This window comes from Flavobacterium sp. YO64, from assembly GCF_004119505.1.
In the GTDB taxonomy this organism is placed as follows: Bacteria; Bacteroidota; Bacteroidia; order Flavobacteriales; family Flavobacteriaceae; genus Flavobacterium; species Flavobacterium oncorhynchi.
The window spans coordinates 13,848-29,473 of record NZ_NRQV01000005.1 but is presented as its reverse complement, the minus strand read 5'-3'; the positions used below and the strand labels follow the sequence as shown (position 1 = coordinate 29,473).

Genomic DNA, 15,626 nt, shown 5'->3' with positions numbered 1-15,626 from the left:
AAAATAAAGGAAGCATAAAATCCGAAATCAGCATTTCTATGTTTATTTTAGATCTCAGGCATTGCTTTTAAGGAATCCTTTCAGTAAATTTGTAGCTCTTATGAAGAATTGGTGCACTAAATTATTCGTTTCTATTGTCATTCTTTTAAATGGATATGGCAGCACTTATGCACACAATAACATTGTTTTATTTAAAAAGTTTTCTTTTTGCACTGTTATTAATAATGCTCAAAATGAAGCCAGTTTAAATCGTGGACGTTCATTTGAATCCTTTAAAAGGAAAATGTGCCTTTTTGATAATGAAGAAAATGAAGAGAACTTTTCTTCGGTGCAAAAACAGCTTGTCAAAAGCAATTACTTTTCATTTTTTCACATCAGCAATCATTTTGCCGTTTCTGCGACTGCTTTTACCCAGAAAGTAAATGACTGCAAAATCTTTAGTTTACTTTATAATAAAGTATATCTCCTGTTTCAGGTTTTCAGAATTTGATTTTTGCTATCGCTATTTCAAAATAGCCGATTCCTTTATTGTTCTATCCTCTGTGTTCTAATTTAGAAAATAGAAGGATACGAGCTGCTATGGTCTGTTTTCAAAGGCCTTTTTACTTAAAAATCAAAAATAAATTACGTTTTAATGCTGAAATAATTATGAAGAGAATTTTCATGATCATGACTTTATGCGCCTTAGTTTTTGCGGGCTGCAATTCAAAAAAAGAAGAAGAAAAAGAGGAAAAAACCAAATTTCTGGTTACCAGTCCGATTGAAAAAGATACTACAATTACAAAAGATTATGTATCTCAGATACACTCTATCCAACATATTGAAATAAGAGCCCAAGAGCGCGGCTATCTTGAAAAAATCTACGTTGACGAAGGACAAATGGTAAAAAAAGGACAGCTCTTGTTTAAAATCATGCCTGCACTTTACGAAGCAGAAATGAAAAAATCTAAAGCAGAAGTAAGTTTCAGCGCAATTGAATACCAAAATGCCAAAAAACTAGCCGATGAAAAAGTGGTTTCTCCAAACGAACTGGCAATGGCAAAAGCCAAACTGGAAAAAGCAGATGCCGAACTGGCCTTAAGCAAAGTTCATCTTCAGTTTACAGAAATCAGAGCTCCTTTTGACGGCATTATAGACAAATTTCATGTTCGTCAGGGAAGTCTAGTTGACGAAGGAGAATTGCTGACAGAATTGGCAGACAACAGCTCAATGTGGGTTTACTATAATGTTCCTGAGTCTGAATATCTGGATTATCAAGAAAAAGCAGAGAAAAACGGCAAAATGAAAGTAAATCTTCTAATGGCCAACAACAAAAAGTTTCCCTACACCGGTGTAGTAGAAACTATTGAAGCCGATTTTGACAATGAAACGGGAAACATTCCTTTCAGAGCTGTTTTTCCTAATCCGAAGAGATTATTAAGACACGGTGAAACGGGAAGCATTCAGATGCCTATTGATTTGAAAAATGCAATGCTGATCCCTCAGAAAGCCACATTTGAGGTTTTAGATAAAAAATATGTCTATGTGATTGACAAAAACAATGCAGTAAAATCCAGAGAAGTTGTTATTGCTGCCGAAATGCCCCACCTATTCGTAATTAAAGAAGGCTTGTCAATTAATGATAAAATACTTTTAGAGGGACTTCGTCTTGTAAAAGAAAATGAAAAGATAAACTACGAAGTTGTAAAACCTCAGTCGGTACTGTCAAATTTAGGACTCTATGCAGAATAACCGAATCTAAAAAAAGAACACATGTTTAATAAATTTATTCATAGACCCGTTTTTGCAATTATAATTTCGATTATAATTGTCTTTATAGGCACGCTTTCAATCAAGCAGCTTCCAATATCGCAATTCCCGCAAATTGCGCCCACGACCGTAAACATCTTTATCGCTTATCCGGGTGCAAGTGCCGATGTACTGGTAAAATCCACTTTAATTACATTAGAGAATTCACTAAACGGCACGCAAGGCGTTCGTTATATGGCAACAGATGCCACGAGTGCTGGAGAAGCGACACTTAGAATCATATTTGAACCAGGAACAGATCCTAATGAAGCCGTAATCAGGGTTAAAACAAGGGTAGATCAGGTAATGCCATTATTACCTGAACTGGTTCAGCGTGAAGGAGTTGTTATTACTCCTATACAGCCAAGTATGCTAATGTATGTCAATCTTTACTCGAAAAGCAAAAGCATGGATGAGAAATTCCTCTATAACTATGCCGATGTCAAAATGATTCCAGAAATCAGCCGTGTAAAAGGTGTTGCGAGAACACAGATCTTAGGAAGCCGCAAATACGCCATGCGTGTATGGCTGAATCCGGACAGAATGAGAGCTTATAAAATTTCTGTTGAAGAAGTTATGCAAGCACTTCAGGAACAAAGTATCATTGGCCGTCCAGGTCGATTAGGACAAAGTTCTGGTATAGCAGCGCAATCTCTAGAATACGTATTAACTTACAAAGGGAGATACGACGAACCTAAACAATATGAAAATGTAATTGTACGCGCCAATTCTGAAGGTGAAAGCATTCGCTTAAAAGACATTGCAAAAGTAGAATTAGGAAGTGAGTTTTTCGATATTTACTCCAATTTAGATGGCCATCCTTCTGCCGCAATTGTATTAAAACAAAACTACGGAAGTAATGCAAGTGACGTAATCAATGATGTAAAAGCAAAACTGGAAGAAATGAAAGCGAGTTTTCCTCCAGGAATGGATTATAAAATCAGTTATGACGTTTCGCAATTCTTAGATGCTTCTATTGATCAAGTGGTTCATACTTTGAGAGATGCATTCATTTTGGTTGCTTTGGTTGTGTTTATATTTTTAGGAGATTGGCGTTCTACTTTAATTCCGATTATAGCGGTTCCTGTATCGTTGATTGGGGCTTTCTTTGTTATTCAGCTGTTTGGAATGTCAATCAACTTGGTAACGCTGTTTTCTTTGGTACTGGCAATCGGAATTGTAGTAGATAATGCCATTGTCGTCGTCGAGGCCGTCCATGCCAAGTTTGAAGAATTCCCGCATATTACGCCTTATCATGCCGTTAAATTAGTATTGGGCGAAATTGGAGGTGCCATTATTGCTATTACAGCCGTTATGGTTTCTGTTTTTATTCCCGTTTCGTTTATGTCGGGACCGGTGGGAACTTTCTACAGACAGTTTTCGGTTACCATGTCCAGCTCGATTATCATTTCTGCTATTGTAGCTTTGACCCTTACTCCTGTTCTCTGCGCCATTCTTTTGAAAAACAACCATGGAAAAGAGAAAAAAGGAAATATCTTGACAAAATCGCTTGATGCTTTCAACAGATGGTTTGAAAGGCTTACAGGCCGTTATGTTGCTGTTCTAAAAACAATTGTAAGCCGAAGAGTATTGACTTTTGGAATCCTGATTGCGTTTTGCGCTTTCATTTTTATAGAAAACAAAGTGCTTCCTTCAGGATTTATTCCTAGTGAAGATCAGGGAACCATTTACGGAATCATACAAACGCCGCCAGGTGCTACATTAGAAAGAACCAATCAGGTTGCTCAGAAATTGCAGAAAATCTGCGAAAAGGTTGAAGGCGTTGAATCGGTTTCTTCTCTGGCAGGTTACGAAATCATGACCGAAGGTCGTGGTTCTAATGCTGGAACCTGTCTGATTAACTTGAAATCATGGTCAGACAGAAAACATTCTGTAACAGAAATCATGGAAGAACTCGAAAAGAAATCTAAAGATCTGGGTGCTGTTGTAGAATTTTTTGAACCGCCAGCAATTCCTGGATTTGGTTCTTCTGGAGGTTTTTCTATGCGTTTATTAGACAAAACAACCAGCACCAATTATCAGGAATTTGATAAAATCAACAAGCAGTTTATGGCCGAACTGGGCAAACGTAAAGAACTTTCTGGTCTGTTTACTTTCTTTGCTGCCAATTATCCGCAATACGAACTAGAGATTAATAATGATCTGGCTATGCAAAAAGGCGTTTCTATCGGCAAGGCAATGGAAAACCTAAATATTTTAATCGGAAGCACCTACGAACAGGGATTTATCAAATTTGGAAGGTTTTTTAAATTGTATGTCCAATCTGATCCAAAATTCAGAAGGCTACCATCAGATGTATTGAATCTCTTTGTAAAAAATGATCACGGAGAAATGGTGCCTTATTCGGCATTCATGACACTCAAAAAAACGCAGGGCCCTAATGAGATCACGCGTTACAACATGTATAATTCTGCCGCTATTCAGGGTCAGCCTGCAAAAGGATACACCACGGCAGATGCCATTAAAGCAGTGCAGGAAACCGCTCTTAAAACACTTCCTAAAGGATACGATATTGCATGGGAAGGTCTTTCTTATGATGAAGCTGGAAGAGGCAATGAATCGCTTTATATCTTTTTAGTCGTATTGGCTTTCGTTTACTTTGTATTGGCGGCACAGTACGAAAGTTTTATTATTCCGCTATCAGTAATTCTCTCTATTCCGGTTGGAATTTTAGGCTCTTTTGTCATTCTGCAGATGATGGGCTTGCAAAACGACATTTATGCACAAATTGGGCTTATTATGCTCGTCGGATTGCTCGGTAAAAATGCCGTATTGATTGTCGAATTTGCCGTCCTCAAACATCAGCAGGGCGCCACAATTCTCGAAGCAGCGATTGAAGGTGCAAAGGTGCGTTTTAGACCAATATTAATGACATCATTTGCCTTTATTGCTGGTTTGATCCCATTAATTTTTGCTTCTGGAGCAGGTGCAATCGGCAACAGAACTATTGGAGGATCTGCGCTTGGCGGAATGCTTTTCGGAACCATTTTCGGAGTAATCATAGTTCCTGGACTATATTACATTTTTGGTTCAATGGCCGAAGGCCGAAAATTAATTAAAGGAGAAGAAGAAAGTTCATTGTCAGATGATTTCATACATCATGTAGATGATTTTTCAATAAACAATCAAACGGAGGAAAATGAAGAATAACAGAAACATAAAATACGCAGGTCTTGCCTGCGTATTACTCTCTATAGCGGGCTGTAAAACAACTTCTATTGTAGAAAAAACAGAAAACAAAACAGTACCAGAAAACTATGCAGATAATGGTTTAGATACTCTAAATACAGGAAAAGTAAAATGGAGAAGCTATTTTACAGATGAAAATTTAGAAAATCTGATTGATATAGCATTGAAAAACAATCAGGAATTGAATATTACGCTTCAAGAAATTGAAATTGCTAAAAGCGAAGTAAAAGCACGAAAAGGAGAATATCTGCCTTTTGTAGGCTTTAGCGCTGGTGCTGATGTAACCAAATCCGGAAGATACACCAGCACAGGTTCGGGAGAAGCAACAACAGATATTATGCCAGGCAGAGAAACGCCTGATCCCCTTCCCAATTATCGTTTTGCACTTACATCGAGCTGGGAAATCGATATTTGGAACAAATTGCATAATGCTAAAAAAGCAGCTTTAAACCGTTATTTAGGTTCTATTGAAGGAAAGAATTTTGTAATTACCAATCTGATTGCCGAAATAGCAGATTCGTATTATGAACTTTTGGCTTTGGACAATCAATTAGAATTCATCAAACAAAACATTGATATCCAAACGAATGCTTTAAAAGTGGTGAAAATACAGAAAGAAGCCGCAAGGGTAAACGAATTGGCTGTACGAAGATTCGAAGCGCAGATTTTAAGCACCCAAAGCCTTCAGTTTGATATTCAGCAGCAGATTACAGAAACTGAAAATAAAATCAATTTTTTATTAGGACGTTTTCCTCAAAAAATTGCCAGAAACAGCAGTACTTTCAGCACGATAACTCCAGCTGATGTTCATGCGGGAGTGCCTTCTCAGCTTTTAGAAAATCGTCCAGATATCAAAAAGGCAGAAATGGAATTAATCGCCGCGAAACTGGATATTAAAGCCGCTAAAGCTAAATTTTATCCTTCGCTAGGCATTTCAGCAGGAATTGGATATGAGGCTTTTAATACCAAATATTTACTGACTTCTCCAGAATCTTTATTGTACTCCATTGCAGGTGATTTAGTAGCACCTTTGATTAACAGAAATGCTATTAAAGCAGAATATCTTACCGCGGGAGCCAAACAGATTCAGGCTGTTTACAATTATGAAAGGACATTGGTTAATGCTTATGTTGAAGTGGCCAACCAATTGTCTAAAATCCAGAATACGGCAAAAAGCTATGACTTAAAGTCAAAACAAGTTGAGGCCTTAAATGAATCTATTCAGATATCTAACAATTTGTTTAGTTCTGCACGAGCAGATTATATGGAGGTTTTATTGACCCAGAAAGATGCTTTGGAATCCAAATTCGAACTTATTGAAACCAAAAAACAGCAGATGAACGCATTTGTTAATGTTTATAGAGCGCTCGGAGGCGGCTGGAATTAGTAGTTTTCATTTTCATTTTTTGAAAAGGAGATTGGCCGAAAGCTGGTCTCCTTTTTGAATTAGCCTCTTATCTTTTGAGTAAAGAGCTATTATGTCCATAATGCAATAGGAAGGCCTCCTGCATGACTCCCTTTAGAATTTGGTGTAAAAAAAATATGCTGCGGCTGCCCAATATCAATAATAGACCGAAAGCATAATTTTTGTAGGAGAGCTTTCGATGATTTTTTCAAGCCTTTTAAAAAAAGCTTCGTTTACCATAGGGCATCCATGGCTGTTGATGATATAATACCCCTGCTCTTCGGAGGGAACCTCTTTATAGCAATGCAGCACAATGGCACGCTTCATGGCATTGCTGTTGGTCGGGTCCAGTCCCGCAAGACGGTAAGCTTTTCCAAAAATGCCTTTATAAGATCTCTCCACAGAATATCTTCCAAGAGAGGTGCAGTTGGATTCAGGCATATTGCTGAACTGTAGAATGTCGCCCTTAATGCCGGTCTCCGAGCCTTTTCCATGGGCCACCAGTCCCTGGTCGATAATCTGGCCATGCTCAAGATCGTAAACAAAAAAACGGTTTTTCCCCGACTTGATCTTCATATCCACCAGAAAAGCAATTCTGCTGTTGTACTTAGGATTTGAGGAAATGAAGGCTTTTATGTCACTGACATGATCAGTGAGCCTTGCCAGTTCAAGCTCATCCAGCGCATCTTCCCGCTCTGAAATATGGAAAGAAGAAAAGGAGCTTAAAGAGAAAATCATCGCAATAAAAAATAGTCTCATATACTGTAAGCTGTAATTTAGTAGTGGTTGATTGCATATGAATATAAAATGAAATGATGCTGCATAAATTAAGTATGCATTTTCATAATTACCATTTCTTGCGTTAAAGATATCATAATTTTTGCAAAAATCAATACATTGTAGCCTTTTTTCTCTTGCACTGCATATAAAAATCCGGGACCTTGCCGCGTCACTCCCTTGTCATATTCAATTAAAGACAATACAGTTCTCAAACCAGCCCGCATGTTTATTTGGTTATTAACAACCCTGTGTGCAAAGCTTTCAGGTCCTTTGCAGTCTTGCTTTGATTGCAGGCTGACATGCGACGATATGGAATAAGAATACGATTTCCTGTTAAATTTAGAATCATTCTAATGGCCTTATCGCCATATCCAAAGAGGATTTAAGCTAATTTTATTATGAATTTCAAGCCGCCTTAAATGAGTATTGCTGATAAAGACCGTATGCAGAGAGTCCTTATGGAAATAGATAAAAAAATCAACAGTTTGAACAATCAGAAAATAACTGCTTTATTTGATGCCATGGGACTCAGGGACAGAGAAGATATCCCCAAAGATTTCCTTGACTGGGAAAGCATCCTCATTGTTGTACCCAGCCGCAATATCCTGAATGAAATCAAAAATTTCAAAAATTCAATCTCCGGGATCTCTTTTGTGGTAAACCCCCATGCGCAGCAGATTCATATCTATGACTTCAACGAATGGAAAAACAGCACCAGAAATAAAACTCAATTCCAGATCAGGGAAATGATGAAAACCAATTTTGGCGGTACTCAAAAAAAATCTGAAGACCGCGACTGGGTAAAACTGCTAAATAAAAATTATGGAATCTGAAATTCATTACATCAACAGAAGCGGCTGGCTAAGGGCCGCAGTCCTTGGGGCAAATGACGGGATCCTTTCAACCACGAGCCTTACGATCGGTGTTGCAGCAGCAAGTGTAACCCGAGAACCTATTCTTCTCGCTGCAGTGGCAGGCCTGGTGGCAGGCGCCCTGTCCATGGCAGCAGGCGAATATGTATCAGTTAGCTCGCAGTCCGATGTTGAATCCGCTGATCTGGAAAGGGAAAAAATGGCCCTAAGGGATATGCCCCAGGAGGAACTGGAAGAATTGGCAGAGATTTATATAAAAAGAGGGCTCAATGAAAAATTGGCCAGGCAGGTGGCTTCTGAACTAATGACTCATGACGCCCTAGAAGCCCACGCAAGGGATGAATTGGGGATCAACGAAATCACGCAGGCCAATCCCCTGACTGCCGCCTTTGCATCGGCAGTATCTTTTATCATTGGAGGTTTTCTTCCGCTGCTGGTGGCAATTTTTGCTCCCCTTAAAGACATGATTTTTTATCAATACGGTTTTTCGATTGTCTTTTTGGCTTTTTCAGGAATATTGGCCGCCAAGGCCGGAGGCTCAAATATCCCCAAAGCAGTCCTTCGGATCTGCATCTGGGGCACCTTTGCTATGGCAGCCTCAGCCCTGGTCGGATATATTTTTGGAGTCCAGACTGCCTGAAGCAAGAAAACAGGGCTTATAACCGCTTAAAACATTAATCTAATCTTAAGCGAACCGCAAAAATAACAAACCATACCTTTCGTTATTTCGTATATATCAAAAAAAGAAAAAGATGAAGCTGATTACTTTATTCCTTACAATGGCAATGGCGTTTTCCATAAACTGGGAACCCGATTTCAATAATGCGAAAAAAACTGCGGAAAAAGACCATAAACTGATCCTTCTGAACTTCTCGGGCTCAGACTGGTGCGGTCCATGCATTGTGCTTCGCAGGGATTATCTCGAAAGCCAGGGATTCACCGATATGGCAAATGAAAACCTGGTGCTGGTCAATGCTGATTTTCCAAGAAAAAAGAAAAATATAGGAACAGCTGATCAGGTAAAACGCAACGAGGATCTGGCCGAAATATACAACAAGGAAGGAAGCTTTCCCCTGACGCTTCTTCTTGATGCACATGGCAGGGTGATCAAAACCTGGCACGGAAAACCCGATGCATCGCCTGAACAGTGGACTGCCGAAATAAAAGCGATCTGTGAGAGCCGAAAATAACATAGCAAACAAGCAGAAATATTCGAAATCCCTAAAACTGATGGGCAACAGCTTTACCATAACAGTTGTTGCCGTGAATGAAAAAACAGGAAATGAGAATATCGATCTGGCCATTGAAGAAATCAGACGCATCGAAAGGCTTCTGACCACTTTTAAAGAAGACAGCCAGACCAATCTGATCAATGATAATGCAGGAATCAGGCCCGTAAAAGTGGATCTGGAAGTCTTCAGCCTTATCGAAAGGTCTATCGGAATTTCGAGAATCACACAAGGTGCATTTGATATTTCATACGGAAGCATCGACAAGAGCCTTTGGAATTTTGACAGAACCATGACGAGCCTTCCTGATGCCCAGACCGCTCTCAAAATGGTACACCTTATTGATTACCGAAATATCATCCTTGACAGGAAAAATACAACCGTATTCTTAAAAGAAAAAGGAATGAGGATCGGTTTTGGAGGTATCGGAAAAGGATATGCCGCAGAAATGGCAAAACAAATCCTTATAAAACATAATGTGCAGAGCGGCATCATCAATGCCAGCGGAGACCTTTCCGCCTGGGGACTGCAGCCCGACGGCAGGAAATGGACCATCGGGGTGGCCGATCCCGACTCGCCCAATGCCGCTTTTTCTTATATGGAAATATCCAACAAAGCTGTGGCGACATCCGGCAACTATGAAAAATTCGTGACCATTGACGGAAAAAAATATTCGCATACCATCGACCCAAAAACAGGTCTTCCCATAACTGGAATAAAAAGCGTCACTATTATAGCTTCAAATGCAGAATTTGCTGATGCAATGGCCACTCCAATTGCTGTTATGGGCATCAAGGCAGGCTTGTTTCTAATAGATCAGATCCCTGATCTGTACTGCATAATAATTGATGACCACAATAAAATTTACACATCCAAAAACATTAATCTGAAATGAAAAAGCCAAAGCAAAAAATTCCCGCACCATTATGCGGTACTGCTCTTGCCGTGCTGCTGCTTGCCTCCTGCTCTTCTGTGAAGGAATACCAGAAGGGAAAACTCAACGATTCTGAAATGGTGCTCTCCAACAGGAAAATCGAAAAGACCGAACTCAGTTTCCAATCCTACCGCGAGGGAGCTTCCGGGGCGAATTCAGGAAAAAGCGGCGGTGGCTGCGGCTGCAACTAATATTCATACGCTGAAAAATGAAAAGAATATTCATAACAGGATATGCCTTATTGGCGTTGTTCCAGTTGAGGGCGCAAAACGTTCCCGCTGATTCAACGGCTTATAAAAGCAAAAAATTAAAACTCGAAGAGGTGAATCTGGTATCAAGCTATTACAAGCAGGACGGAAACAATTCTGCCGTTACAGGCGGAATCGGTTCGGAGCACCTTACCGATATTGCCAATACCATTGATGTAAAACTGGTAAAGTACGGCCAGACAGGGATCAAGCATACTTTTGATATTGAAGCGGGAATTGACCATTATACTTCTGCATCTTCAGACATGATTGATCTGAGTGCGAACTCATCTGCATCCTCTTCTGACAATCGCTTCTACCCTTCTTTGACTTATCTGAGAGAAAATGAAGAGAAAGGAAGAACTTACGCTGTTGGAGTTTCCTCTTCAACCGAGTTTGATTACCAGTCTTTTGGAGGGAATATCGCCTTCTCTCAAAAAACCAAAAACAAAAACGGTGAATTTACAGCCAGGTTTCAGACTTTTATCGATCAGCTGAAACTCATTGAGCCTGTTGAACTCCGTCCTCCAGGAAGCGAGGGCTACGGCAGTGCCAATAGAAATACTTTTGCCGGAACACTGAGTTATTCCCAGATCATCAATAAAAATTTACAAATATTGCTTGTAGGAGATGTAATAAGCCAGAATGGCTACTTAAGCCTTCCTTTTCACAGGGTTTATTTTGCTGACGGCTCTGTTCATCAGGAGAAAATGCCTGACACCAGACTTAAAATTCCACTTGGCATCAGGGCCAGTTATTTCTTCGGGGACAATATAATTATTCGTGCCTATTACAGATATTACACAGACAACTGGAGCCTGAAAGCGCATACCGCTGATCTTGAAATTCCGGTAAAATTGACCCAGGCCTTTTCACTAAGCCCGTTTTACCGCTATTACACCCAAAGCGGAACCAAGTATTTCAAGCCTTATGGCCAGCATACAGCCGCTGATGAATTCTACACCAGCAATTATGATCTGTCCAAGTTTGACAGCAGCTTCTTTGGAATGGGAATGAAATTTACTCCTCCAAATGGCATATTTGGTTTAAAACACTGGAATACTTTGGAGATTCGTTACGGCCATTATACCAGAACCACTAATATGACCTCGGATATTATCAGCATCAATATTAAATACAAATAAAATTAGAATAAAAACAAGGAGCCCGATTTTAACTATCGGGCTTTTTATTTGTTTGAAACAACTCTATGGTTTTAAATCAGAAATAAATCAATTTTTAGCTCTGAGGGAACAACAATCAATTAATTCATGCCGTACAATGAAAGACAATCCTGCCTTAACTGTAACAATCTTCCCAAATCCTAAATAATACCTGCAGAATTGTATATTAGTTAACTGCCATAAACCAATTGAGTTTTTATAATTTTTACATCAATCCCCAACAGGGCATCTAAACCAAATTTACAAAGCCAATGAAAGACAGACACTACATATAGAGAGCCAATCTCTTCAAATCATCCAAAAAAGATGTGGTAATTTGTCCTGCTCGTGGTCACAACGCCAAATGGCTCCAATTGAAGAGAATTTGCGCCATTTTTTTATTACATAGAATTGCTGCTCGACTGAAGCAAAAAGTCGATTTATTCCCTTCCGTTCTGTACGTGCAAATAAACACAATAGAAGAGAAATAAATCAATTTTTAACCTCAATCGAACGACAGTTAATGAGTTAAATTAGATATTTCAATTTATACAGAAAATTTGCAATTTAAATTTTTAAAACTTTACTAAAATATAATCTGAAACTGAAAAACTGTCTGCCAGTTTCCAACATATTCCGGTTTTTCTGCATTGTAAAAAGCTTGTGCCGCCGCAGAATAAAAAAGCTTGTTCTTATTGAAAGGGATTACATTTGTGACACAAAACCTAAATCGCATATAGTAATTCACAGATCCAAAGAAAGACAATTTTGCCTTAAGCATAATAATCTTTTCAAATCCTCGATAATAGTTGTAGAATTGTATAATAGTTTAATGCGATAATTCAATCGAATTTTTATGTTTTTTTGCATCAATCCCCAACAGGACATCCAAACCAAATTCATAAAGCCAATGAAAGACAGACACTACATATAGTAAGCCAATTTCTTCAAATCATCCAAAAATGATGTTGTAATTTGTCCTGTCCCCGTCACAAAATTAAAATCCCATTTCTAACGAAATGGGATTTTTTTATGCATTTTTGTAAAGTACTTAGTTGATTATCTTAGATCTTGCAGCTTTTAAAAATTGAATTATACATCAATTTTTATTTACAACTTGGATATACAAATATGTTTGAAGTCAGGAGACTTCTATCTGGTTTTTAATTTCTAAGAAACAAAAAAATGTACAAAGTCAGGAGACATCCGCACAGCTTTTCATAAGAACTCTTCGGAGAGCTGGTAATTTTATTTAGATATAATATATTTTGTCTTAATAATAAAATGTAATAACTTTATTGTAAAAACAAGATATAGCATCTAATAAAATAGCGCTATAATGACCATAAAAGATTATGTCTTTATCTTTTTTCTTAGTAAGCCAAAAATAAGGACGATCGAATAGGCCCACATGAGCCAGGAACTAAATACAACACCATCAGTCGTTGGCAAATTGGGAAAAACTAATGAAAAAAAATAAATGCACAATGTATCTAATAGCATTCCCGGAAGGATCATAATCACGGTAGAGTGAATCGCCTCCAATTTATTCAATTTGTATTTATTAATTACACTATTAACAATAATTCCAAGCACGGGAATTAAAATAATGTACAATGCTATCAAAATAAAAGTATTGTCTGTTATAAAAAAATAATGTCCAAAAAGCCTAAATGTAATTGTTGCCATTAACCAAATGCCGAAACCGACCAAGAAGCTCAAAACTTTGTAATTCATTATAATTATCTGGTTTAAAATTGTGTGTTATATTTTGTATAAATTCAGTAGTTATCAATCGCATTGATAGCAAATTTAACAAAAAAAACACTTTTAAAACATGCGTACTTTCAATTATTAATTATTCCTCAACTGAGGCACAAAAAGATTTATTCCTATAAAAAAGCAAAGCTCTTTTATCAAAAATAAAAGAGCTAATTTATACTTTAAACACGAATTTTATCTAAATTGAAATAGCCTTAATTAAGATTGATGTTTTAAATTTCTAAATTTAGTTTCGTTGCTATTTATTATTTTTTCAACCTTTTAAAATCCTCTATATATAAACCTTTGACTGTATTTGTAGGGTTGAATGCGGCAAGATTATCAATTTTTAATGAAAAAGAAGAATTGGCGGTTTTTGCTGTAGTTCGCACAGTTTGACCTGTAATTAATTCGAGAGCTTTATTCAAATAAGGATCTTTTACGTTTCCAAATTCAACCAGGTTTAAGAAAGTACTGTAAGGATTGATTTCGTAATCAGGTACAATTTTCACTGGATTTGCATCTTTGTCTTTATTGTAATATGAAAAAGTTATGGGTTGCAATTGCCATTTGTGTTTAGTGCTTCGATTGGCATAGGACATATAATCACTAGCAGGAGAATCGTATAGTGTGTTTGAGCCAACAAATTTGCCAACGGTTTCTTCGCCTATTGTGATTACGTTAATGTATTTTTTTAGACATTGTATCGTGAGCTCGCTGGCAGAAGCGGTTTGAAAACTTACCAGTACATATATTTTTGTCAAAGCAAGGCTGTTTATACTTTCTTCTCTCTGAAAAGTTGGTTTGTTATCAACCAAGTTAAAAATGTTTACTTTTTCAGAAAGATTTTCATAACCGTCTTCACTATTGTGTTTATTATTAAAGTCTAAATAAATATATGGTTGATTGGTAAAACTGCCATTAATCATTTGAGCCAAGGCAACTGCTGTTTCTAATGAACCGCCTCCATTGTATCTTAAATCTAAAACCAATTCATTAATTCCATCCGATTTCATTTTAGCGAAAGCCAAATTGAGTTCATCATTATAATCAGATTTAAAACCATTAAAAACAAGATAACCAATATTCTTTGCTCCATATACTTTCTTTTCGTAATAAGCCACTGGGTTTTCATCAATTTCGGCTTTTGACACACTCACAGTTCCTGCTTTGTCTATGGTTACTAAACCACCGCTTGAAAATTGCACGTTTGCTGCCAAAGTAATTGTCAATTGTGTGTTTTCCAGCTGGTCATAATTACTTGAAGTAAGCTGGCTTCCATTTACTTTTGTAATAACGTCACCTCTTTTCAATCCTGCCAAAGCTGCTGGCGAGCCAGGTACAATGTAGTTAATTAAGGCTACCAAATTTGTATTGGATGCATCTTTAGGGTAGATTGCGAAGTTAAAACCACCTTCTTTTTCCACTTCTGCAATTTTTGAAACACGCACTATCTCATTACTGTTTTCAATCCAGGAAAACCTATCGACAGTTCCTCTTTGATATAAGAGTGAATAAAAAAGCGCATCGGGAGTTTTTCCGTTGACTAAATTGTTATATACTTCGGTAGAAGTGATTTTGTCATCGGACAAATTGGCAACGTTGGGCTGCCAGTAGTACCAAGAATTCATAGCTTTCCAAACAAAGTTGTTAATCTCGTCTGGCTTGGTAACTGTAGCTTCTTTAGCGTCAGAATCAGAATCTTTACTGCAAGCTGTAAAAACCAATCCTACAAGTAATGTCTTAACAATATATTCTAATTTCATTATTTTTTCAATCGTTTAATTTAAGTTAATTTTGTAAGTGTAAAACGCTAAAATTATGAAAAATAGTATCCCTAAAGCCGTGTTTTTATTATTTTCTTTTGGACTTTTTTTCTTTCTTGTTCAAGACAACTTTTAGATATTAAAAATCAAACGTATAAAAGTTATAACAGCAATAGTGAAAGAGGATATATAGTTAGTTTTAAATTAAATGACACTGCTGTTGTTCCTAAATCGGTTGTGATTAATGGTATTGTTCAAGATATATCCAAAGCAAATAAAATTGGAGATACTTACCAGATAAATATGATTGCACAAACTAGCATAATTCATAATTACAAAGTAAAATTTGATGAAAACGAAAATGGAATTTATTTTGAGAAAAATTCAAATATCTTTTTTCAACCTGTAAAATTCAAATTAATCACAGACTAATTGAAAAAGTTTAATTATAGTTGACTTTTTTTTTCTTT

The 15,626-nt window shown here is 37.3% G+C and carries 13 protein-coding genes; 10 read left to right on the top strand and 3 right to left on the bottom strand.

Annotated elements, in window-relative coordinates; all coding sequences use genetic code 11:
- The first annotated feature begins 100 nt into the window (after positions 1-100).
- The 4 genes from BOW57_RS04860 to BOW57_RS04845 all read left to right on the top strand — a co-directional run bounded on the left by BOW57_RS04860 (position 101) and on the right by BOW57_RS04845 (position 6,385).
- Positions 101-490 (top strand): hypothetical protein, encoded by a 390-nt coding sequence (locus tag BOW57_RS04860; RefSeq protein WP_129053239.1) that lies wholly within the window; start codon positions 101-103, stop codon positions 488-490.
- 158 nt (positions 491-648) lie between these two features.
- On the top strand, positions 649-1,731 hold the full coding sequence (locus BOW57_RS04855; RefSeq protein WP_129053238.1) for an efflux RND transporter periplasmic adaptor subunit: 1,083 nt from the start codon (positions 649-651) through the stop codon (positions 1,729-1,731).
- Between the two features lie 21 nt (positions 1,732-1,752).
- Complete coding sequence (locus BOW57_RS04850; RefSeq protein WP_129053237.1) at positions 1,753-4,959, top strand: efflux RND transporter permease subunit; 3,207 nt, start codon at positions 1,753-1,755, stop codon at positions 4,957-4,959.
- Complete coding sequence (locus BOW57_RS04845) at positions 4,949-6,385, top strand: TolC family protein (protein WP_129053236.1); 1,437 nt, start codon at positions 4,949-4,951, stop codon at positions 6,383-6,385. Before BOW57_RS04850 ends, BOW57_RS04845 begins: the two co-directional genes overlap by 11 nt.
- Before the next feature lie 174 nt (positions 6,386-6,559).
- Here the strand turns inward: BOW57_RS04845 and BOW57_RS04840 are convergent, their stop codons facing one another.
- On the bottom strand, positions 6,560-7,162 hold the full coding sequence (locus tag BOW57_RS04840) for a murein L,D-transpeptidase catalytic domain-containing protein (protein ID WP_129053235.1): 603 nt from the start codon (positions 7,160-7,162) through the stop codon (positions 6,560-6,562).
- 464 nt (positions 7,163-7,626) lie between these two features.
- Between BOW57_RS04840 and BOW57_RS04835 the strand changes: the two genes are divergently transcribed.
- From BOW57_RS04835 to BOW57_RS04810, 6 genes are all read left to right on the top strand, one after another.
- Positions 7,627-8,016: a hypothetical protein gene (locus BOW57_RS04835; protein WP_241687383.1), complete on the top strand. Its 390-nt coding sequence runs from the start codon at positions 7,627-7,629 to the stop codon at positions 8,014-8,016.
- Positions 8,006-8,695: a VIT family protein gene (locus BOW57_RS04830; protein ID WP_129053233.1), complete on the top strand. Its 690-nt coding sequence runs from the start codon at positions 8,006-8,008 to the stop codon at positions 8,693-8,695. Before BOW57_RS04835 ends, BOW57_RS04830 begins: the two co-directional genes overlap by 11 nt.
- A gap of 112 nt (positions 8,696-8,807) precedes the next feature.
- Positions 8,808-9,245: a thioredoxin family protein gene (locus BOW57_RS04825; RefSeq protein ID WP_129053232.1), complete on the top strand. Its 438-nt coding sequence runs from the start codon at positions 8,808-8,810 to the stop codon at positions 9,243-9,245.
- Entirely contained in the window at positions 9,229-10,179 is a 951-nt protein-coding gene (locus BOW57_RS04820; RefSeq protein WP_241687382.1) for an FAD:protein FMN transferase, read from the top strand. Before BOW57_RS04825 ends, BOW57_RS04820 begins: the two co-directional genes overlap by 17 nt.
- Positions 10,176-10,409 (top strand): DUF4266 domain-containing protein, encoded by a 234-nt coding sequence (locus tag BOW57_RS04815; RefSeq protein WP_129053231.1) that lies wholly within the window; start codon positions 10,176-10,178, stop codon positions 10,407-10,409. Before BOW57_RS04820 ends, BOW57_RS04815 begins: the two co-directional genes overlap by 4 nt.
- A gap of 17 nt (positions 10,410-10,426) precedes the next feature.
- Positions 10,427-11,611 carry a DUF3570 domain-containing protein gene (locus tag BOW57_RS04810; protein WP_129053230.1) on the top strand — a complete coding sequence of 395 codons (1,185 nt, stop codon included), beginning with the start codon at positions 10,427-10,429 and terminating at the stop codon, positions 11,609-11,611.
- Positions 11,612-12,982: 1,371 nt separating this feature from the next.
- On the opposite strand, the gene BOW57_RS04805 is transcribed toward BOW57_RS04810, so the two are convergent.
- On the bottom strand, positions 12,983-13,318 hold the full coding sequence (locus tag BOW57_RS04805; RefSeq protein WP_241687391.1) for a DUF5367 family protein: 336 nt from the start codon (positions 13,316-13,318) through the stop codon (positions 12,983-12,985).
- 338 nt (positions 13,319-13,656) lie between these two features.
- A complete protein-coding gene (locus BOW57_RS04800) occupies positions 13,657-15,156 on the bottom strand; it encodes a S41 family peptidase (protein ID WP_129053228.1) in 1,500 nt (499 codons plus the stop codon).
- Between the last annotated feature and the right edge of the window lie 470 nt (positions 15,157-15,626).

Excerpts from the sequence above, each read along its gene's own strand:
- BOW57_RS04830 (WP_129053233.1), top strand. The coding sequence starts at position 8,006 with ATGGAATCTGAAATTCATTACATCAACAGAAGCGGCTGGCTAAGGGCC.
- BOW57_RS04810 (WP_129053230.1), top strand. The coding sequence starts at position 10,427 with ATGAAAAGAATATTCATAACAGGATATGCCTTATTGGCGTTGTTCCAG.
- BOW57_RS04815 (WP_129053231.1), top strand. The coding sequence starts at position 10,176 with ATGAAAAAGCCAAAGCAAAAAATTCCCGCACCATTATGCGGTACTGCT.
- BOW57_RS04855 (WP_129053238.1), top strand. The coding sequence starts at position 649 with ATGAAGAGAATTTTCATGATCATGACTTTATGCGCCTTAGTTTTTGCG.
- BOW57_RS04835 (WP_241687383.1), top strand. The coding sequence starts at position 7,627 with ATGCAGAGAGTCCTTATGGAAATAGATAAAAAAATCAACAGTTTGAAC.
- BOW57_RS04825 (WP_129053232.1), top strand. The coding sequence starts at position 8,808 with ATGAAGCTGATTACTTTATTCCTTACAATGGCAATGGCGTTTTCCATA.
- BOW57_RS04805 (WP_241687391.1), bottom strand. The coding sequence starts at position 13,318 with ATGGCAACAATTACATTTAGGCTTTTTGGACATTATTTTTTTATAACA.
- BOW57_RS04800 (WP_129053228.1), bottom strand. The coding sequence starts at position 15,156 with ATGAAATTAGAATATATTGTTAAGACATTACTTGTAGGATTGGTTTTT.
- BOW57_RS04845 (WP_129053236.1), top strand. The coding sequence starts at position 4,949 with ATGAAGAATAACAGAAACATAAAATACGCAGGTCTTGCCTGCGTATTA.
- BOW57_RS04860 (WP_129053239.1), top strand. The coding sequence starts at position 101 with ATGAAGAATTGGTGCACTAAATTATTCGTTTCTATTGTCATTCTTTTA.
- BOW57_RS04840 (WP_129053235.1), bottom strand. The coding sequence starts at position 7,162 with ATGAGACTATTTTTTATTGCGATGATTTTCTCTTTAAGCTCCTTTTCT.
- BOW57_RS04850 (WP_129053237.1), top strand. The coding sequence starts at position 1,753 with ATGTTTAATAAATTTATTCATAGACCCGTTTTTGCAATTATAATTTCG.